This is a genomic window from Marinobacter lutaoensis (assembly GCF_001981305.1).
GTDB classification, from domain to species: domain Bacteria; phylum Pseudomonadota; class Gammaproteobacteria; order Pseudomonadales; family Oleiphilaceae; genus Marinobacter; species Marinobacter lutaoensis.
The window spans coordinates 148,852-168,972 of record NZ_MSCW01000004.1 but is presented as its reverse complement, the minus strand read 5'-3'; the positions used below and the strand labels follow the sequence as shown (position 1 = coordinate 168,972).

Genomic DNA, 20,121 nt, shown 5'->3' with positions numbered 1-20,121 from the left:
ACCTTTTTTTATGCCTGTTCGCCCCTGGAGGCACCCGCACCCATGACCGACGCCGTCAACGCCAACCTTGCCGATTACTACGCCGACGACACGTTTCAGCGGATCAAGGCGTTCGCCGATGGCCGTGAAACGCCGTTTCTGGTGGTCGACACCGGCACCATCGACCGCCAGTACAACGAACTGGTGGAAGGTTTCCCCTACGCCAAGGTGTATTACGCGGTGAAGGCGAATCCGGCACCGCAGATCCTGACCCTGCTGCGGGACAAGGGGGCCAATTTCGACATCGCCTCGGTCTACGAGCTGGAGCGGGTGATGGCGTTGGGTGTAACCGGTGACCGGATCAGCTACGGCAACACCATCAAGAAGGCGAAGGACATCCGCACCTTCTACGAGCGGGGCGTGCGTCTGTTCGCCACGGACTCCGAGGCGGACCTGCGCAACATCGCCCGTGCCGCGCCTGGGTCCAGGGTGTACGTGCGCATCCTCACCGAGGGCACGCTGACCGCAGACTGGCCGCTGTCGCGCAAGTTCGGTTGCCAGACCGACATGGCCATGGATCTGCTGATCCTAGCCCGGGATCTGGGCCTGGTGCCCTACGGCGTCTCTTTCCACGTCGGCTCCCAGCAGCGGGAGATCGGTGCCTGGGACGCGGCCCTGAACAAGGTGAAGGTGATCTTCGAACGTCTGAAGGAAGAGGACGGCATTGAGTTGCGGATGATCAACATGGGTGGTGGTTTTCCCGCCAACTACCTGACCCGTACCAACGAGCTGGGGGTGTATGCCGAGGAGATCGCCCGCTTCCTGCGGGAGGATTTCGGTGACGCGCTGCCGGAGATCATCATCGAACCGGGACGCTCCCTGATCGCCAACGCCGGCGTGCTGGTGAGCGAGGTGGTGCTGATCGCCCGCAAATCCCGCACTGCGCTGCATCGCTGGGTGTTCACCGACGTCGGCAAGTTCTCCGGGCTGATCGAGACTCTGGACGAGGCCATCAAGTTTCCGATCTGGACGGAGAAATCCGGCGAGGGCGAGGACTGCGTGATTGCCGGGCCGACCTGTGACAGCGCCGACATCATGTACGAACACCACAAGTACCCGCTGCCGCTGAACCTGGCGATCGGCGACCGCATGTACTGGCTGTCGACGGGGGCCTACACCACCACCTACAGCGCCATCGAGTTCAACGGTTTTCCTCCGCTGGCGGCCTATTACCTCTGACGGAGGACGTCGGCACGGGGCCGGCCCTTGGGCCGGCCCCGTGCGTTTGGATCCGGCTCAGTCGTTGTCCGGGTCCGGCATGTAGGCGCCGTCTTCGTCGTGCACTTCACGGCCGGTCACCGGCGGGTTGAAGGCACAGATCAGGCGCATGTCCTCGGTGCCACCGCGCAGGATGTGCTTGTCGTGTTTATCCAGGGCGTACAGGGTGCCGTCGGTGATCTCGTGAGTCTCACCGGTGGCCAGATCGGTGATGGAGCCGTTGCCGGACACGCAGTACACCGCCTCCAGGTGGTGCTTGTACCAGAAGGTGTTCTCGGAACCGGCGGGGATGATGGTCTCGTGGAATGAGAAGCCCATGCCGTCCTTTTTCAGCAGCAGGCGGCGGCTGGTCCAGCCGGGGCCCTCGACCTCGCGCTCGGTACCGATGATGTCCTGTACTCGTACGATTTTCATAAGCATTCCTCATGGTGTGATGGAATAGCCCAGCAGTATAAACATGCGAATCAGGTGCGGTTCAACCGCCAGTCCTCGTAAACCGCCATGGCCTGTTCGATCGCGGCCACTAGGGCGGCGTGCTGCCGGGGCTCCAGCGGCCGCTGCCGGCGGGCCCGTTCGAAGGCCCGGTGAATGGCCTGGCGACTGGCGCGATCCAGCCCCGTCAGCCAGTGCTGGTCCGCCGGCGCCAGCGTCAGCAGATCCCGGCCGGCGTGATTGCGCTGGCTCACGTGCCACCAGTGGTCCACCGCCCGACCCAGTACCACGTAACCGAACTGGGGATCCTGCACCGGCCCGAAGCGGGCGGTGCGCACCCCCTGCCTGAGCGGGCCCAGCTGCAGCACCGGCAGCCGCAGCCGGTCGCCGGCCAGATAGCTACCGGCGGCGCCGATCAGCCCACCCACCAGCGCCGCCGCGCCCAGGGAGGAGCCCAGGGTGAGGGCATCGAGGCCGGCGCCTCCGACCGCGCCGGCGCCGAAGCCGACGGTGGCCAGATAGCCCCGGCTGACCCCCCAGTGGCGCAGATTGCCCTCGGCAAACAGGTCCGGATCCGGGTGCCAGTGCAGCTCCGCTTCCTGGCGTTGCAACCGGCGGTGCCGGTACAGGTGCTCGATCCGGGTCCTCAGGGTCTGTTCCTGACGGCGCTGATCCCGGAACCAGCGGTCGCGCAGCGGTTCCGCCCGTCCGGAGTCCCCGGCCTGCCCCGGGGTCAGCCGCTGCCGGACCTGGTGCGCCATCATGGCCGCCAGGGTATCGGCAATCCAGACGGCGGCTTGGTGCCGGCGTTGACGCCGCTGCTCCGACAGCAGCCGGGTGGCTTGATCCAGGGGCACCTCCCAGCCCGGCTCGAGCTGGCCAAAGGCTCGCAACAGGCTTAAATGTTGCTCGAATGGGGCGCGAACCGCGTCGAACGTGCGTACAACCTGAAAGAACTGGCCGAGCGCCGCCTGCCAGGCCTCGCGGTGATCGCCGGTGCCGATGCTGTTGATCAGCGCCAGACTTGGGCGTCCGGTCCAGCGCAGAATGGTCATTTCCGCCTCGTGTTCGGCGCTGTAGGGCACGGAACCGTCCACCACATAAATGATGCCGGCCCCCTCGAGGATCGGGGTCAGCAGTTCGCACTCGTCCACGAAGCGGGGGTCGTCCTGGTGCTGGCGGACGAACGCCCGCACCGTATCCGGCCGGTCGGCGGCGTCCAGACTGTGGGCCTGCAGCCACTGCAGCACCCGACGGGGCCGCTGGAAGCCGGGGGTGTCGACCAGGGTGTAGAGAGGGCGCCCGTCCACCGACATCGGATAGGACTGGCGGCGGCGGGTGGTTCCCGGCTCCAGGGCAATGGCAAGGGTGTCGTTCTGGGACAGCGTGGCGACGACGCTGGACTTGCCCTTGTTGGGGTGGCCGACCACGGCGAACGCAGGTGTAGAGGGCATGGACCTACTCCGGCACTGTGGCGGTGTCGCCGGTCGCCACCGCGACCGTGGCGAAACCGGTGGGCAGCCGTTCGGCGAAGCGCTGCCAGGGGGCCAGCCACCGCTGCCCGGGTGCCGGCTCGGACGGGTCCGCCAGAGGCACCAAGACCACCCGGGCCGACCCCGGCCACTGGGCCCGGGCCGCCAGCAGAAAGTCCTGCAGCTCCCCGGTGGGCGGTTCCCAGCCCCGGGTCAGGATCAGCACGGGGGGCGGCGCGGCCACGTCCAGTCGGGTGCCGACCTCGGCCAGGACAGCGTCGTCCTCGGCCAGCGAGGCGCGGCCGCCGGCACGGTAGTAGCGTCCGTCCAGCCGGGCCAAGGCCGAAGGCAACCGGGGTTCCGCCGCGCCGGCCCAGGCAATGGCCAGGTCGCTTGCCGGCACCGGCCCGGGGGAACGGCCCGCGGGGGGCTCCGGCAGCAGGCCATCGCCGGCCTGGTCGTGGCCGCTGTCGATGGTTGGATTCGCCATGCGCCGGAGCAGTGCCTGTCGGGCCGGATGCCGGGCCAGCAGGCCGCTGGCACGCCAGCGCAGCAGCCAGTGGCTGAACACCAGCAGGCTCAGCCGGGGCAGCAACACCCAGGTGCACCAGAGCAGGGTTACGAACGGCCACCACTGCCCCCAGAGCGCCGGATCCGTTGCCTCCTGTCCCGGCCCGGCCCGGAAGAATCGGGTGCCTTCCACCAGCTCCCGGGTCGGTACCGCCTGCGGCCAGAGCCAGCCCCAGGGACTGGCGAGGGCGCGTACCAGGGCCAGGTAGCGGTCACTGGCCAGCGTCAGGGTGGAGCTCCAGCCAAACGCCAGATCTTCCACCACCACCAAGATCAGCAGGGTGGCCAGAGCGCTCAGGGCGAAGGCGGTGCCGCCAGCCTGGGCGGCACGGGCCATGAACAGCGGGCGCAGGCGGGCGTGAACCGGGGGCGCATCCGGCAACCTCAGGCGCCGGCCCAGCCAGCGCCAGGGCTGCCAGCCGATCACTGCCTGCAGGGTGGTGGCCAGAGCCAGGGCCAGTTGCAGCAGCACGAAGGCCAGGATCACCGTGACGTTGATGCGCTGGCTGCCGTCATAGAACAACAGGCCCGCCATGGCGACGATGCCCAGCACCGCGCCGGCTCCGGCAAAGCCGGCGGTGATGCCCCGCCAGCGCCGCAAGAGACGCTGGCTGGCGGGGGCGGCACCGGGTCCGGACAGCCGTTCCTGATGCGTCAGCCAGCGTTCGAGCGTGGGCTGGACACCCCGTTGCTGGCAGTCCAGCGCGAAGCGCCGGTCCCGGCGGTGCAGGACGTCCGGGGGCTGTTCCCCGTCCCGCTGCGCACGTTGATCGAAGTCCAGCAGCAGGCGAAGGGGGTGTGGGGTCATGCGCTGTCCTGTCTCGGATTCGGTCCGGATGGCTTTGGTGCTAGCATAATGGCAACCCACGGACCGTGACCAGCCAGCCGATGCCATGCCCCACCACCTGATGAACCTGCGCCATGTGCCCGACGACGAAGCGGACGAAATCCGGACCCTGTTCGAGGCCCATGGCATCCGTTACTACGAAACCCCGCCCAGCCGCTGGGGTATCAGCATGGGCGGCTTCTGGACCCATGACGACGGGGAGGCAACCCGGGCCCGGCAGCTGCTGGAGGATTACCAGCGGCAGCGTCGGCAACGCCAGCGCGAGGCCTATCAGGCGCGCCTGGCCCGGGGCGAGGCGGGCTTCTGGCGCCACTGCCGCCGGCATCCCGTGACGGTGCTGGCGGCCAGCCTGGCCATTGCCGGGATCCTGGCGTTTTCCCTGGCCCCGTTCCTGGGGTTGGGTTGAGTCGGGGCCGGGCGGGCCGGTTTGCCGCTGGCGTGTCGTCGGTCCTATACTCCCGGCGAAATGTCCGGATGTCCGGATCGTGAATGGCGCCGGCGCGGCGTCGGGGAGAGGGGCATGACACAATTGTTCGGAGAACGCCATCGCCGTGGCCTGACACGGGACCTGGTCGAGGCGCTGTTTCCGATGTTCGAGGAGGCCAGCGCCGGCGCCATCGCGGTGGACCGCGACACCCGCATCACCTGGATCAACCAGAGCTATTCGCAGCTGCTGGGTCTCCGGGACCCGGGCGAGGCCCTGGGACGACCGGTGAAATCGGTGATCCCCCACACCCGCATGCCGGAAGTGGTCCAGACCGGCAAGCCGCTGCTGCTGGACATCATGGAGTACAACCGGCAGCAGCTGGTGGTGACCCGTCTGCCGTTCTACGACGACGAGGGGCATATCGTCGGTGCCGTTGCCTTCGTGCTGTACGACGACCTGCAACCGCTGACGCCGTTGGTCAGCAAATTCCGGCGTCTGCACCAGGACCTGGCCGCTGCCCGCAAGGCGCTGGCGCGCAAGGCCCGGGGCACCCGGTACAGCCTCGGTGACTTCGTCGGTGCCAGCCCGGCGGCGCTGGAGGTGAAGCGGCGGGCGCGGCTGGCGGCGGGGCGCGACATGCCGGTGCTGCTGCTGGGCGAGACCGGCACGGGCAAGGAGGTGTTGGCCCAGGCCATCCATGCCGCGTCCGGGCGCGCCGACAAGCCGTTCGTCGGCGTCAACGTGGCGGCGGTGCCGGACAACCTGCTGGAGGCGGAGTTCTTCGGCGTGGTGCCGGGCGCCTACACCGGCGCCGACCGCCGAGCCCGGGAGGGCAAGTTCCAGCTGGCCAACGGTGGCACCCTGTTCTTGGACGAGGTGGGCGATATGCCGCTGCCGTTGCAGGCCAAGCTGCTGCGGGCCCTGCAGGAGGGCGAGATCGAGCCGCTCGGCTCCAACAAGGTGGTGCCGGTGGACGTACGGGTGATTGCCGCCACCAGCCGTAACCTGGAGGCGATGATCGCCGACGGCAGCTTCCGCTCCGACCTTTACTATCGCCTGAACGTGCTCGAAATTCCGATTCCGCCCCTGCGCGATCGGCTGGCCGATCTCGGAGTACTGTGCGAGGCGCTGCTGGAGGAAATCTGTGTCGGTTCCGGGCTGCGGGGCGAGATCAGCGACACCGGGGTTGCTGCGCTTGGCAGTTACGACTGGCCCGGCAACGTCCGCGAGCTGCGCAATGTGCTGGAGCGGGCCCTGACCATGAGCGAGGACGGCGGTGTGTTGGACGCGGACGCCATCTTCAAGGTCCTGCCGCGCCAAGGCTCGCGCCCGGTCGCCACCCAGCCACCGCGACCGGTACGGCCGCTGGCCCAGACCCTGGCCGAGGCGGAGGCCCACGCCATCGAGGAAGCCCTGCTGGCGACCCGGGGCAATCGCACCCGGGCGGCGCGTCTGCTGGGCATTTCCCGTTCGGTTCTCTACGAGAAGCTCGCCCGACTGTCCTGATTTCCGGACGATTGTCCAAGTTTCAGGACACCTGCCTACGACTTGAGTCTAAAACTGTCCTGAATTCGGGACGGTTTTCCGTGGCGAACCTGCATGCTTTTATCATAAGTTATTGATTTTAATGATGAAGGTTGCATTGGCACGATGCCTGCCTTGCTGCCGGTGCAGGACGTCAGAACAACGCGGAAAACAAGATTGACGTACCCCTGTTGGACCCACCGACCCTCACTCCTGTTTCCTGCGTTGTCTGGCCAAATTCGGATACATCCGTTCTGGGATGGCGATCCACATAAGAACAATGCTAGGAGACTCATCGATGAAATTGTCCAAGGCCCTCGCCGGCATTGCCGGTGCCCTTGCCCTGACCGCTGGAACGGCGTTCGCCGACGATCTGCGTTGGAAAATGCCCGTTGCTTTCGCCACCAACCTGCCCGGCCTCGGCTCTCCCGCCGCCTGGGTCGCCGACAACCTCACCACCGCCTCCAGTGGCAGCATCCAGGTCCGTGTTTACGAGCCGGGCAAGCTGGTGCCGCCGTTCGATATCCTGCAATCGGTGTCCGACGGCAAGGTGTCCGCCGGCTACACCTGGATCGGTTACGATCAGGGCAAAGTGCCGGCCGTGCCGCTGTTCGCCGCGGTTCCGTTCGGTATGAAGCCCTGGGCCTACATCGGCTGGTACTACTACGGCGGCGGCCATGAGCTGCTGCAGGAAGTCTATGCCAATAAGGGCTTCAAGGTGCACGCGCAGCTGTGTGGCATCATCGGGCCGGAAACCGCCGGCTGGTACGCCAACAAGATCGAGAGCCTGGATGACTACAAGGGCATGAAGATCCGCTTCGCCGGCCTGGGCGGCAAGGTGCTGGAGAAGCTGGGGGCGTCCGTGACCATGATGCCGGGTGGCGAGCTGTATCAGGCGCTGGAAAAGGGCACCATCGATGCCACCGAGTTCTCAATGCCGGCCATTGACCAGATTCTCGGGTTCGATCAGGTGGTCAAGTACAACCTGTTCCCGGGCTGGCATCAGCAGTTCACCGCCCAGTACATGCTGATCAATCAGGATGAATGGAATAAGGCCAGCAAGGCCCAGAAGGCGCTGGTCGAGGCCTCCTGCACCGCGGCCACCACCCGTGGCCTGGCTGAGGGTGAATACAAGAACGGCGCGGTTCTGGCCGGCTTCCAGGACAAGGGTGTCCACGCCGACCAGATCCCCCGCGAGGTTCTGGAAAAACTGAAGGCCGTTACCGAGCAGGTGCTGGAAGAGGAAGCCGGCAAGGATGCGGACTTCAAGCGCGTCTACGAAAGTCAGCAGGCGTTCATGGAGACCTACAAGGTCTGGGATGAGCGGGCCTATCTGCCGGCCGACCTGTAAATCACCGACCGGGATGCCGGCGCCGCCCTCCGGTGCCGGCATCCACCTTGATGGCCCTTCGGGGCCATCGTCGTTTCGCTCCGACGCTTTCTGAACGAGGTATTCAGCCATGACGGTGTCTGATCACGGCTCCTCCGGGAGTCCGCGCGCGTCCATTCCCGACGCCGACGAATTCCTTCATCACCATACCGAGTTGCCCACCACCCGGATCAGCCAGTGGCTCGATGCCGGCCTGCTGCGGATCGGCAAGGGGGCCGCCTGGTTCTGGCTGGTGGTTACCGGGATCATCATCTGGGCGGTGGTGGGCCGGTATGTGTTTGGCCAGGGTTCGGTCTTGCTGGAAGAACTGCAGTGGCATGTGGCCGGCGCCGGTTGGCTGCTGGGGCTGTCCTACACCCTGGTGGTGGACGATCATGTGCGGGTCGATGTCCTGCATGAGCGCTGGTCGTTGAAAACCCAGGCCTGGATCGAGCTGTTCGGCCTGCTGCTGCTGTTGCTGCCGTTCCTGGCGCTGGCGGTGTACGAGATGGTGCCCTACGCCATCAGTGCCTATGAGGTGGGCGAAACCAGCCCGGCCCCGGCCGGCCTGCCCCATCGCTGGGTGCTCAAGGCCATTCTGGCGCTGGCCTTTGCGCTGATTGCGGTGGCGGCGCTGTCCCGGTTGCTCAAGGTCACCGCCCTGCTGTTCGGCTTTCCCCGTCCGATCAAGGTGGAGAACGGTCACTCGGTCAAGGGAGGCACGGCCTGATGGAACTCGAAACCTTGTTTGTCATCGGTATGTTCCTGACCTTCGGGGTGCTCCTGATGACCGGTTTCCCGGTGGCTTGGGTGCTGGGGGGCACCGCTGTGATCTGGACCCTGGTCGGGGTGGTGGCGGTGGAGGACTTCGGTGCCAACCTGTGGTTCGACTACCCCTCCTCCATGGGGCTGGTACCGGAACGGATCTGGGGCATCGTCGAGAGCGAGACGTTGGTGGCGCTGCCGATGTTCATCTTCATGGGTATTATGCTGGACCAGTCCGGCGTCGCTGAGCGCCTGATGAAGAGTATGGTCAAACTGTTCGGCAACGTTCGTGGCGGCTTCGCGGTGACGGTGATCGTGATCGGCGTGCTGCTGGCGGCCACCACCGGCATTATCGGCGCCTCGGTGGTGCTGCTGGGCATGCTGTCGCTGCCGGTGATGATGCAGAACAAGTACGACAAGGGCTTTGCCGTGGGTACCGCCTGTGCCACCGGCACCCTGGGAATCCTGATTCCGCCGTCGATCATGCTGGTGCTGATGGCCGACCGGCTGGCGGTGCCGGAAGCGTCGGTGGGCGATCTGTTCATGGGGGCGTTCCTGCCCGGGCTTCTGCTTGGCGCCATGTACGTGATCTATGCCTTGGGTCGGCCGCTGCTGCAGCCGCGCATCGCGCCGGTGCCGGAGGGCCTGGAACCGGTGACCTGGCGCGTGGTCTGGGAGGTGGCCAAAGCGGTGCTGCCGACCGCCGCGCTGATCCTCGGCGTGCTGGGCTCGATCTTCGCCGGCCTTGCCACTCCCACCGAGGCGTCCGGTGTCGGTGCCCTGGGTGCGCTGATCCTGGCGATCGCCGCGCGTCGGCTCAATCTCAGTGTGCTGCGTTCGTCGCTGTACCAGACCACCCGTACCGCGTCGTTCATCTTTGCCATCTTCCTCGGTGCCACCGCGTTTTCCGTGGTGCTGCGGGGCCTGGGCGGCGACACCGTCATCGAGGAGGCGTTGCTGGGCCTGCCGTTCGGGCCCTATGGCGTGGTGCTGACGATCCTGGCGGCGGTGTTTCTGCTGGGCTTCTTCCTGGACTGGGTGGAGATTACCCTGATCATTCTGCCGCTGGTGGCGCCGGTGGTGCAGCAGCTGGGCTTCGACCTGGTCTGGTTCACCATCCTGTTCGCCATGTGTCTGCAGACGTCGTTCCTGACCCCGCCGGTGGGGTTTGCCCTGTTCTACATCAAGGGCGTGGCGCCGCCGGAGATCAAGGTCACCGACATCTACCGGGGCGTGGCGCCCTACATTCTCATTCAGCTGCTGGCCCTGGCCGTTGTGTTCCTGGTGCCGGAGATCGCCACCTGGCTGCCCAGTGTGGCCTATGACTAAGGAGACTGTGTCATGCGTCTTACCAATCGGATTGCCCTGATTACCGGTGCCGGTCGCGGCATCGGCCGAGCCATCGCCGAAGCCTACGGTCGTGAAGGCGCCAAAGTGGCGGTGGCCGACCTGACCCTGGACAGCGCCGGCGAGACCGTCGCTGCCATCGAGGCGGCCGGCGGCACCGCCCTGGCCATCGCCATGGATGTCACCGACGAGCAGGCGGTGGAGGCGGGCGTTCAGCAGGTGGTGGCTACCTGGGGTGGCCTCGACATTGCCCTGGCCAACGCCGGCATTCAGCACATCGAACCGGTGCACACACTGGACCTGGCGGACTGGCGCCGGGTGGTCAGCGTGCACCTGGACGGAGCCTTCCTGCTGACCCGCGCCGCGTTGCGGCAGATGTACGCCAACGGTGGTGGTACCATGCTGTACATGGGCTCGGTGCACTCGCTGGAAGCCTCGCCTCTGAAGGCCCCTTACGTCGCCGCCAAGCACGGCATGCTGGGGCTGTGCCGGGCGGTGGCCAAGGAGGGAGCGGAACACGGCGTGCGCAGTAACATTATCTGCCCGGGCTTTGTCCGCACGCCGCTGGTGGACAAGCAGATTCCGGAGCAGGCCCGGGAGCTGGGCATTTCCGAGCAGGATGTGATCCGCAATGTGATGCTGAAGAACACCGTGGACGGCCAGTTCACCACCCTCGAAGATGTGGCGGAGCTGGCCGTGCATCTGGCCGCATTCCCGTCCGCCGCGCTGACCGGGCAGTCCTTCGTGGTCAGTCACGGCTGGCACATGCAGTAACGACAGGAGAGACGGATGAGTACAACAGAACAATCACCGGTGGTCTGGTCTCCCTCCGAGGATACCTTGCAGTCGTCCCGAATGGGCCGGTTCAAGGCCTGGCTGGAGTCCAGGGGGTTCGGTCCCTTCCCGGACTACCATGCCCTGCATCAGTGGTCCATCGACCAGCTGGAGACCTTCTGGCAGGCAGTCTGGGACTACTGTGGCCTGGTCTGCGAGACCCCCGCCGAGCGGGTTCTGGGCCGGCGCGACATGCCCGGCGCCGAGTGGTTCCCGGGCATGCGCCTGAATTTCGCCGCCAACCTGCTGCGCCTGGCGGACGGCGATCACGCCGGGCGGGAGGCCATCGTCGCCTACTGCGAGACCCGCCCGGTGCTGCGCAAGACCTACGCCGAGCTGAAGGCGGACGCCGGTGCGCTGGAGGCCTTCCTGCGCAGCCAGGGCATCGGCCCGGGCGACCGGGTGGCGGGTGTGGTCACCAACGGCTACGAGGCCATGGTGGGCATGCTGGCGGCCACCAGCCTGGGCGCCATCTGGAGCTCCGCGTCGCCGGACTTTGGCATCGGCGCCATCAATGACCGCTTCGGTCAGATCGAGCCGGCGGCACTGATCGTGGTCAATGGTTACGGCTATGGCGGCAAGGTGTTCCCGCGACAGCAGGAGTTCGCCGAGCTGATCGCCAGCCTGCCGTCGCTGAAGACTGTGATCAGTGTGCCGCAACTGCCGGACCAGCCGCCGGTACCCGGAGACAAGGTGACCCTCTGGCAGGACGCCCTGGCCGCCGGTGCCGGTCAGCCGCCGTCATTCACGCCGGTGGCACCGGAGCATCCGGTGTACATCCTCTATTCCTCCGGCACCACCGGCAAACCCAAGTGCATCGTGCACGGCACCGCCGGGTTGCTGGTGAACCACGCCAAAGAGCTGATGCTGCACGGCGATGTCGGCCCCGAAGACCGCTTCCTCTATTTCACCACCTGTGGCTGGATGATGTGGAACTGGCAGGCTTCGGCGCTGATGACCGGAGCCACCGTGATCACCGTGGACGGCTCGCCGGGCTACCCGGACCTGGGCTTCCTGTGGCGCACCGTGGCCGAAGAGCGGGTGACCCACTTCGGTACCAGCGCCCGGTTCATCGCCGGCTGCCGCAAGGCGGGTCTGCAACCGGCCCGAACCCTGGACCAGAGTGCCCTGCGGGTGGTGTTTTCCACCGGCTCACCGCTGTTGCCGGAAGACTACGACTGGATCTATGACGACGGTGCCCCGAAGGCGCTGCTGGGTTCCATCGCCGGCGGTACCGACATCTGCGGCTGTTTCGTCGGCGCCTGTCCGCTGCTGCCGGTGCGCCGGGGTGAAATTCAGTGCCGTTTCCTCGGTGTCGATGCGGCCGCCTACGGCGATGACGGCCAGCCGGTGACCGAGGGCCGGGGCGAGCTGGTGTGCCGCCAGCCGCTGCCGTCCATGCCGGTCTGTTTCTGGGCCGACCCCGAGGGCGAGCGATACCGCGACGCCTACTTCAACACCTTCCCCGGAGTCTGGGCGCACGGCGATTTCATTGAATTCACCGAACACGGTGGCGCCATTATTTACGGCCGCTCCGATGCCACCCTGAACCCGGGCGGTGTGCGCATCGGCACCGCCGAAATCTACCGCCAGGTGGAGACCGTTCCCGAGGTCAAGGACAGCCTGGTGGTGGGCCGCCAGGTCGATGGCGACGTGGAGGTGGTGTTGCTGGTGGTGCCGGCCGAAGGCCAGGCCCTGACCGGGGAGCTGGTCCAGCGGCTGAAAGGCCGGATTCGCGAGGGGGCCAGCCCCCGGCATGTGCCGAAGCACATTGTCGAGGTGCCGGACATTCCCTACACCCGCAGCGGCAAGAAAGTGGAGCTGGCGGTGGCCCGGCTGATCAACGGCTCCAGCAAGGCCGACAACCGGGATGCCCTGGGTAATCCCCAGGCGCTGGACCTGATCCGCGAGCGGCTTGAACAGGCGGGGTTGTTGCCGGCAGGCTAGGGCGCTCCGGCGGTTGCGCCTGCCGTATTGTTGACAATGTCGCGTGGCACTCGGCCGTGCCGAACCCCGCTCCGGGGCACGGCCGAGTCGCCCGGGGTGTGGCGCCGGCCCCGTTGCCGCAGGCCCGTTCCAGTAAAATCAAAATGTTAGAAAGTTTCGTAAATTCCCGCCATTTCATCGTCCTGTAACGGGAGTTCTGGCACTTTTGAGTCCGTTCTTATACTAAGATCGTAACCAGAATTCAGGAAAAAATGGTATCTTAGTAGCCCTATCAAAAGTTTTACCATCCGTCATGGCACAGGCCGTGCGTCCAAAAGACGCAGGACCCTGCCCTGGCCGTCCTGAATCCACCCAATAGCCTGAGGACGAAAATGACATCATCCAAAGCCAAGATTGTCTACACGCTGACCGACGAGGCGCCCGCCCTCGCGACCCGGTCACTGCTTCCCATTCTGGAAACCTTCGCCAAGCCGGCCGGTATCGAGTTCGAAACCAGCGATATCTCCCTGGCGGCACGTATTCTGGCGGCGTTTCCGGACTACCTGGAGGAAGACCAGCGGGTTCCGGATGCCCTGGCTGAATTGGGTGAGTACACCAAGGATCCGGACGCCAACATCATCAAGCTGCCGAACATCTCCGCCTCCATTCCCCAGCTGCAGGCCGCCATCCGCGAGCTGAACGAGCAGGGCTACAAGGTGCCCGAATTCAAGGAGCACCCGGAAACCGAGGAAGAGAAGGAAATCCACGCCCGTTACGCCAAGGTTCTGGGCAGTGCCGTCAACCCGGTACTGCGGGAAGGCAACTCCGATCGCCGCGCGCCGGCGGCGGTCAAGGCCTATGCCCGCAAGCACCCCCACAGCATGGGTGAGTGGAGCCCGGCGTCCCGGACCCACGTGGCGCACATGCGCGGCGGCGACTTCTACTCCAGCGAGCAGTCCGTCACCCTGGACAAGGCCACCAATGCTCGCATCGTGTTCGAGAACAAGAAGGGCGAGCAGACTGTCCTGAAGTCCGAACTGCCGCTGCAGGAAGGCGAAGTGCTGGACGCCATGTTCATGAGCAAGAAGAAGCTCGTGAAATTCTTCGAGGACTGCATTGAGGACTGCGAAAAAACCGGCGTCATGTTCTCCCTGCACGTGAAGGCGACCATGATGAAGATTTCTCACCCGATCGTGTTCGGTCACGCGGTGAAGGTCTACTTCCGGGAGCTGTTCGACAAGTACGGCGATCTGTTCGATGAGATCGGCGTCAATCCGAACAACGGCCTGTCCTCGGTCATCGAGAAGATCAAGCAGCTGCCGGAGTCCAAGCAGGAGGAAATCCAGGAAGCCCTGCACGCCTGCTACGAGCATCGTCCGGAAATCGCCATGGTCGATTCGGTCAAGGGCATCACCAACCTGCACGTGCCCAGCGACGTGATCGTCGACGCCTCCATGCCGGCCATGATCCGCAACTCCGGCAAGATGTGGGCCCGCGACGGCAAGCTGAAGGACACCAAGGCGGTCATGCCGGAGTCCACCTACGCCACCATCTATCAGGAAGTGATCAACTTCTGTAAGACCCACGGCGCCTTCGACCCGACCACCATGGGGACCGTGCCCAACGTCGGCCTGATGGCCCAGAAGGCCGAGGAATACGGCTCCCACGACAAGACCTTCGAGATCAAGGAAGACGGTGTCGTTCGTATCGTAGCCGAAGACGGCACGGTCCTGACCGAGCATCAGGTGGAACAGGGCGACATCTGGCGGGCCTGCCAGACCAAGGACCTGCCGATCCGCGACTGGGTCAAGCTGGCGGTGACCCGGGCCCGCTCCAGCGGCATGCCGGCGATCTTCTGGCTGGATCACGAGCGTCCCCACGACGCCCAGCTGATCAAGAAGGTCGAGATGTACCTGAAGGAGCACGACACCGACGGTCTGGACATCAAGATCATGCCGCCGGTGAAGGCGATCCGTTGCACCATGGAGCGCCTGATCCGTGGTCAGGACACCATCTCTGTAACCGGCAACGTGCTGCGTGATTACCTCACCGACCTGTTCCCGATCCTCGAACTCGGGACCAGTGCCAAGATGCTGTCCATCGTGCCGCTGCTGAACGGCGGCGGTCTGTACGAAACCGGTGCCGGTGGTTCCGCGCCCAAGCACGTGCAGCAGCTGCTCCAGGAAAACCACCTGCGCTGGGATTCCCTGGGTGAATTCCTGGCCGTTGCCGTGTCGCTGGAAGAGCTGGGTGAGAAGCAGAACAACCCGCGTGCGCGTCTGCTGGGCAAGACCCTGGACAAGGCCACGGAACGCCTGCTGGAAAACAACCAGTCCCCATCCCGAGTAACCGGCGAGCTGGACAACCGCGGTTCTCACTTCCATCTGGCCCGTTACTGGGCTCAGGAGCTGGCCAAGCAGGACGAGGATGCCGAACTGAAGGCGTTCTTCAGCAAGCTGTCCCAGCAGCTGGAAGAGAACAAGGACAAGATCCTCGAAGAGATGACCGTGGTGCAGGGCCATCCGGCGGACAATGGTGGCTACTATCACCCGAACGAGGAAAAAGTGAACAAGGTGATGCGTCCAAGCGAGACCTTCAACCGTATCCTGAACGAGGCCTGCGCTTCGCTTCAGTAACGGAGACCTGGTTGCCCGGGGTTACGCCCCGGGTTATCGGCAAGGGCCCGGGCCGTCGGCAGACGGCCCGGGCTTTTGTTTGCCCCCTCCGAGGCCGGAAGATTCTCGACTTATGGGGTGGATGGGGCTATTTTTCGTACAGTCTTTGTGTCTTTTTGTTACAGGGTGCCCATGCCTAGATCCGGTATCGACAAGCAAAGCCTGAGGTGGCTCTCGGATCGTCGCGAGCCGGCCCGTCGGGCTTTGTGGGGCGCCCTGATCTACATCGTCGCTGGCTACTGCTGGATCACGTTTTCCGACCGCCTGGCGGAGCTCTGGTTTCCGGATCCGGCGATGCTGTCCGCGGTGCAGACCTGGAAGGGCCTGTTCTTCGTTCTGATCACCGGCGTGGTGCTGTTTGTCGCCACCCTGCGCCAGTTCGACAAGGACCGTCGCCTGCTGGCGTTGCAGCACCATCAGCGTCAGGCCCTGCGCAAGCGCGAGCGTCAGCTCTCGATCCTGATGGATAATCTGCCCGGTATGGCGTACCGCTGCCTGTTCGATGACCACTGGACCATGCTGTTCGTGTCCCAGGGCTGTGTGCGGCTGACCGGCTACCAGCCGGACGAGCTGATCCGCAACCGCGTGGTCAGCTACGCCGACTTGATCGCCGACAAGGACAACAGCGACCGGGTCACGCAGGAACTGACGGCCGCCGTGGCCAGGAATGAATCGTTTTCCCTGGAGTATCCCGTGATCCGCAAGGACGGCAGCCAGATCTGGGTCTGGGAGCGCGGGCGCGGCGTCGAGGGGGACAACGGCGAGCGGGTGCTGGAAGGGATCATTCTGGACGTTTCGGATCGCAAGCGCCTGGAGGTGGAACTGGAGGAAATGGCGACCCGGGACGTGCTGACCGGCCTGTACAACCGTCGCGAGGCGACGCGTCTGTTGGAGGAGGAGCTGCAGAGGGCGAGCCGCTACCGGCGCTCCATGGCTCTGCTCTGGATCGACTTCGATCATTTCAAGGACATCAATGACACTTATGGCCACGCCGCCGGGGATCTGGTGCTGCGCTCGGTCACGCGGCTGCTGGCCGAAAGCGTGCGCACGGTGGACATCGTCGGCCGTTTCGGTGGCGAGGAATTTGTTGTCATTCTGCCGGAGATGGACGCCCGCGGCGCCGCCGAGACCGCCGAGCGCCTGCGTCAGCGGGTCAGCGAACACCGCTGCATCCTCGGCTCCGGCGTGGTGATCCCGCTGACCGTGAGTATCGGCGTGGCGGTGTATCCCGACCATGGCGACCAGGCGGACCGGCTGTTTGCGTCGGCCGACCGGGCCATGTACCAGGCCAAGTCCCAGGGGCGCAACTGCGTCGTGGTGGCCCCGGGATCGCACGCGAGTCGCCGGCCGAAGCCGAGTCAGGGTGCCGGCTTCGGCCCGTGACGCGGCACCGGGGCCGTTGTGGTCAATGCGCCGGCGGCTTCCGCGGCATACACTGCCGGGACAACGCCAACCCTCACCCAGGAACCGTTCTATGCATGCCTTGGCCCGCCGAGCCCTGAATGTCTGTGCCCTGCCGGATGATCTTGGCGCCGTCACCTTCCGGGACGCCGCCACCGAGGACCCGGCCGCGGCCGGCGTCGACCCCGCCGTCGCCGAGGCGCTCTGGCGCTCCGTGGAAGCCTTGTACCGCACCGGCGTGCATCCGGGCATCCAGCTGTCCCTGCGGCACCGGGGCCTGCCGATACTGCACCGGGCCATCGGTCACGCCCGGGGTAACGGCCCGGGCGACAGCGCCGAGACGGCGCGCGTGCCCATGACCACGGAAACCCCCATCTGCTATTTCTCCGCGTCCAAGGCGGTCACGGCGCTGCTGATGCACCGGCTGTCGGAGCAGGGGCTGGTCAATCTGACGGACCCGGTGTCCTACTACTGCCCGGAGTTCGGCCGCCGGGGCAAGCGAACCATCACGGTTCACCAGATCCTGTCCCACCGGGGCGGGATTCCGGCCATTCCCAAGGACACGCCGATCGAGGTGCTGTGGGACCGCGACGAGGTCTGGCGCATTCTCTGCCAGGCCCGGCCGGTGGCGGTGGATGGCGGCAAGGTGGCCTACCATGCCATCACCGGTGGTTTCGTGCTGCAGCGGGTGCTGGAAAAGGTCACCGGCGACAGCATCGAAGCCTACCTGGACCGCTACCTGCGCAAGCCGATGGGCATGCGCTGGTTCACCTACGGTGTCGAGCCGGCACATCTGGATGATCTGGCCCTGAACTATGCCACCGGTCCGACGCCGCCATTTCCGGTGTCCTGGATTGTCCGTCGCGCCCTGGGGGGGGACATCCGCACGGTGGAGGCCGTGACCAACGATCCCCGTTTCCAGGAAGCCGTGATCCCGGCGGGCAATCTGTGTGGCACCGCCGAGGAGATGGGGCGGTTTTTCCAGATGATGCTCAACGGCGGAGTCTGGAACGGGCGGCGCATCTGCAGCGAGATGACGGTCCGGCGGGCGGTGCAGCAGTTCGGGTCACTGCAGCTCGACCGGACCATGCTGGTGCCCATGCGTTTCAGCGCCGGCATGATGCTGGGCGGCAATCCGGTTGGTCTCTGGGGGCCCCGCAGCCGCCATGCGTTCGGCCATATCGGGCTGATCAACAAGCTGTGTTGGGCGGACCCGGCGCGGGATATTTCGGTCAGCCTGCTGACCACCGGCCTGCCGCTGGTCGCGCACCATCTGCCGGCATTGGTGCGGTTTGTCTACGACGTGTGCCAGGCGTTCCCGTTGCTGCCGGAACAGGAACGACCGCTGGCCGTAGGCTGAGGCCCGTGCCTCGGGCCTACAGGGTTTTGACCTGGGCTTCCAGAATGCCCAGCACGGAGGACAGGATGTCCCGGAAGTCGGTGAGGGTCTGGGTTCGCTGGATCACGTCCTCGCGGTTTTCATCGAGCCGCTCGAGTTTGGGGACAACCCGGCGGATGCCCTCGGTGATGACCTCGTAGGGGTAATGGTGGTCCTGGATGCTCAGTTTGTTAATTTCGGCCACCTCCTGACTCAGGATGCTGATGATGTCATAGAGCATGTCCTTGTGCTGGATGGTGCTGGCTTCCCAGTAGGCATCGTCCAGAAGCTCCAGCAGGGACTGGTATTCTCGCAGGGTGTCGGCAACGGTGGCTTCGGTCATGGCTCGCTCGGATTCGTGGGGGGCCTGGTGGGGCCAGACCCGGTGTTTTGAATTTCAAGGGAACTATAGCAGGGGATGGTGCGTGTAAAGAAAACCATCGCGTCGTGTCTGTCCGTCGGTGCCAACCTAAGTGAAACTCTGTTCACGTTTATTGTGACCGGCGGGACAACGAGGCACACTGAGCCCCATTGCCAAAATGGACGAGCAACGACTCAATGGATGAGGACCCCATGGACAAGCCCAATCGTTCCGGGCACCCGGAGCGCCGCTCGGTCAACCTGGACCACCACGACAGCGTGCGCAGCCACGTCTGCGAGCAGATCCGGTCGGAAGTGGAGCGGCTGGAGCGCCGCATCGAAACCCTGCGCTTGATCCGGGCCCCCCACGCCGCCATCATGATCGCGACCTACCAGCGGCTCATCGACCGCAAGAAGGGGTTCCTTCGGAACTGGGGCCTGAAGGGGCTGGACGATACTTGACCCCGGTCAGGGGCGCAGGCCGGTGTCGGCCGTCGCGTAGCTGGCGGTCGGGCTGTCTTGCGCCGTGCAGTAGGCCTCGTCGTCGGGATCGACGTCCCGCGAGGTGTAGAGATCGACCCGCTTCTCGCCGTAGTGCATCACCACCTTCAGGCAATCCACCGTCTGCCCTCCGAACTCGAAATCCGGACCGGCCGTGCCTTCCGCGGTACCGGCAGCGGTGCCGTCGATGGTGATCGCATCGGTGTTCTCGCCGTCATAGTCCCGGACAAAGGCCATCTCCCGTTCGCCTTCGATCACCACGCTGCCTTCGCTGTGCAGGCGGGCGCCGTCGTTGTAGCCGATGGCCTGGAAACCGGACGGGTCGAACTGAGTTCCCAGGGTGGCGCTGGGGCGGGTGCTGCCCTCGGGAAACTCGCCGGACGCGACCCAGGTGAGCACCCGGGTAACCCGGTTCGAGGTGTCCGGGGTGTAGACCCACTTGACGATCGGATAGCGCCACTCGTAGTCGGTGATCGGCCGCCCTTCGAAAATGGCGCCCTGGTCGGTGAAGCGGACCAGGGCATCGTTGGTGGTGTTGCTGTATTCCCCCGCGACGCCCTCGTCGATCCGGGCACTGATGTAACGGCGTGCTTCATTGAAGTTCTCGATCTCATTCTCGCCGATGACCCGGCGCATCAGGTCCAGGGGGTTGCGGACCGACACCAGGGTGAGCGGCGGGCCGGGCTGGTAGCTCAGGTTCAGGAACAGGGCCAGCTGGTCGCGGATGGCCTCGGCCAGGGTGTCGGCTTCCGGCTCGCTGTAGGGTGCCGGCTCAAGCGCCAGCAGCAGGTCGTGAAACAGAGTGGTGTCGGTCTGTTCGGTCAGGGTGAAACTGGAGAACACCGGGTCGACGTCGGTGGCCGGGTTGAGGGCATTGGAGCCGGTATCCTCCATGCCGCAGCCCCCGGCGAGGGCGGCAGCGACGGCGGTACTGGCGGCGAACAGGCGCGAACGTCTCATGTCCGGAGTCCTTTCAGGTGCGTTGTGTGGGATTTGCGGCTAAAGTGAATAGCCGTGGGGCGCCATGCCCCGGCCC

17 protein-coding genes are annotated in these 20,121 nt (G+C 65.5%); 12 read left to right on the top strand and 5 right to left on the bottom strand.

What is annotated here, in order from left to right; translation table 11 throughout:
• Positions 1-42 precede the first annotated feature (42 nt).
• A complete protein-coding gene (locus BTO32_RS05440) occupies positions 43-1,218 on the top strand; it encodes a type III PLP-dependent enzyme (RefSeq protein ID WP_076723774.1) in 1,176 nt (391 codons plus the stop codon).
• A 57-nt stretch (positions 1,219-1,275) separates the two neighbouring features.
• On the opposite strand, the gene BTO32_RS05435 is transcribed toward BTO32_RS05440, so the two are convergent.
• Genes BTO32_RS05435 through BTO32_RS05425 form a run of 3 tightly spaced genes read right to left on the bottom strand, consistent with a single transcriptional unit; the run spans position 1,276 to position 4,539 of the window.
• Positions 1,276-1,671 (bottom strand): ectoine synthase, encoded by a 396-nt coding sequence (locus BTO32_RS05435; RefSeq protein ID WP_076723442.1) that lies wholly within the window; start codon positions 1,669-1,671, stop codon positions 1,276-1,278.
• Between the two features lie 50 nt (positions 1,672-1,721).
• Positions 1,722-3,143: a GTPase/DUF3482 domain-containing protein gene (locus BTO32_RS05430; RefSeq protein WP_076723441.1), complete on the bottom strand. Its 1,422-nt coding sequence runs from the start codon at positions 3,141-3,143 to the stop codon at positions 1,722-1,724.
• A gap of 4 nt (positions 3,144-3,147) precedes the next feature.
• Positions 3,148-4,539: a DUF2868 domain-containing protein gene (locus BTO32_RS05425; protein WP_076723440.1), complete on the bottom strand. Its 1,392-nt coding sequence runs from the start codon at positions 4,537-4,539 to the stop codon at positions 3,148-3,150.
• 85 nt (positions 4,540-4,624) lie between these two features.
• Between BTO32_RS05425 and BTO32_RS05420 the strand changes: the two genes are divergently transcribed.
• From BTO32_RS05420 to BTO32_RS05375, 10 genes are all read left to right on the top strand, one after another.
• The gene (locus BTO32_RS05420; protein WP_076723439.1) at positions 4,625-4,984 is read left to right on the top strand and encodes a DUF6164 family protein; all 360 of its coding nucleotides are present in this window, start codon (positions 4,625-4,627) and stop codon (positions 4,982-4,984) included.
• Positions 4,985-5,098: 114 nt separating this feature from the next.
• The gene (locus tag BTO32_RS05415) at positions 5,099-6,511 is read left to right on the top strand and encodes a sigma-54 interaction domain-containing protein (protein WP_076723438.1); all 1,413 of its coding nucleotides are present in this window, start codon (positions 5,099-5,101) and stop codon (positions 6,509-6,511) included.
• Between the two features lie 316 nt (positions 6,512-6,827).
• Positions 6,828-7,880, top strand: coding sequence for a TRAP transporter substrate-binding protein (locus BTO32_RS05410; protein ID WP_076723437.1), 1,053 nt, complete (start codon positions 6,828-6,830; stop codon positions 7,878-7,880).
• Between the two features lie 109 nt (positions 7,881-7,989).
• Positions 7,990-8,628, top strand: a complete 639-nt coding sequence (locus BTO32_RS05405) for a TRAP transporter small permease subunit (RefSeq protein WP_076723436.1) — start codon at positions 7,990-7,992, stop codon at positions 8,626-8,628.
• Complete coding sequence (locus BTO32_RS05400; RefSeq protein ID WP_076723435.1) at positions 8,628-9,992, top strand: TRAP transporter large permease; 1,365 nt, start codon at positions 8,628-8,630, stop codon at positions 9,990-9,992. Before BTO32_RS05405 ends, BTO32_RS05400 begins: the two co-directional genes overlap by 1 nt.
• Positions 9,993-10,004: 12 nt before the next feature.
• Positions 10,005-10,784 carry a 3-hydroxybutyrate dehydrogenase gene (locus BTO32_RS05395; protein ID WP_076723434.1) on the top strand — a complete coding sequence of 260 codons (780 nt, stop codon included), beginning with the start codon at positions 10,005-10,007 and terminating at the stop codon, positions 10,782-10,784.
• Between the two features lie 15 nt (positions 10,785-10,799).
• Positions 10,800-12,791, top strand: coding sequence for an acetoacetate--CoA ligase (locus tag BTO32_RS05390; RefSeq protein ID WP_076723433.1), 1,992 nt, complete (start codon positions 10,800-10,802; stop codon positions 12,789-12,791).
• Positions 12,792-13,162: 371 nt separating this feature from the next.
• Positions 13,163-15,406 (top strand): NADP-dependent isocitrate dehydrogenase, encoded by a 2,244-nt coding sequence (locus BTO32_RS05385; RefSeq protein ID WP_076723432.1) that lies wholly within the window; start codon positions 13,163-13,165, stop codon positions 15,404-15,406.
• A 171-nt stretch (positions 15,407-15,577) separates the two neighbouring features.
• On the top strand, positions 15,578-16,828 hold the full coding sequence (locus BTO32_RS05380; RefSeq protein WP_076723431.1) for a sensor domain-containing diguanylate cyclase: 1,251 nt from the start codon (positions 15,578-15,580) through the stop codon (positions 16,826-16,828).
• 91 nt (positions 16,829-16,919) lie between these two features.
• The gene (locus tag BTO32_RS05375; RefSeq protein WP_076723430.1) at positions 16,920-18,206 is read left to right on the top strand and encodes a serine hydrolase domain-containing protein; all 1,287 of its coding nucleotides are present in this window, start codon (positions 16,920-16,922) and stop codon (positions 18,204-18,206) included.
• 16 nt (positions 18,207-18,222) lie between these two features.
• Here the strand turns inward: BTO32_RS05375 and BTO32_RS05370 are convergent, their stop codons facing one another.
• Positions 18,223-18,567: a hypothetical protein gene (locus BTO32_RS05370; protein ID WP_076723429.1), complete on the bottom strand. Its 345-nt coding sequence runs from the start codon at positions 18,565-18,567 to the stop codon at positions 18,223-18,225.
• 230 nt (positions 18,568-18,797) lie between these two features.
• Between BTO32_RS05370 and BTO32_RS05365 the strand changes: the two genes are divergently transcribed.
• Positions 18,798-19,046 carry a hypothetical protein gene (locus tag BTO32_RS05365; RefSeq protein WP_076723773.1) on the top strand — a complete coding sequence of 83 codons (249 nt, stop codon included), beginning with the start codon at positions 18,798-18,800 and terminating at the stop codon, positions 19,044-19,046.
• Positions 19,047-19,052: 6 nt separating this feature from the next.
• On the opposite strand, the gene BTO32_RS05360 is transcribed toward BTO32_RS05365, so the two are convergent.
• Positions 19,053-20,045: an RNA-binding protein gene (locus tag BTO32_RS05360; RefSeq protein WP_076723428.1), complete on the bottom strand. Its 993-nt coding sequence runs from the start codon at positions 20,043-20,045 to the stop codon at positions 19,053-19,055.
• Between the last annotated feature and the right edge of the window lie 76 nt (positions 20,046-20,121).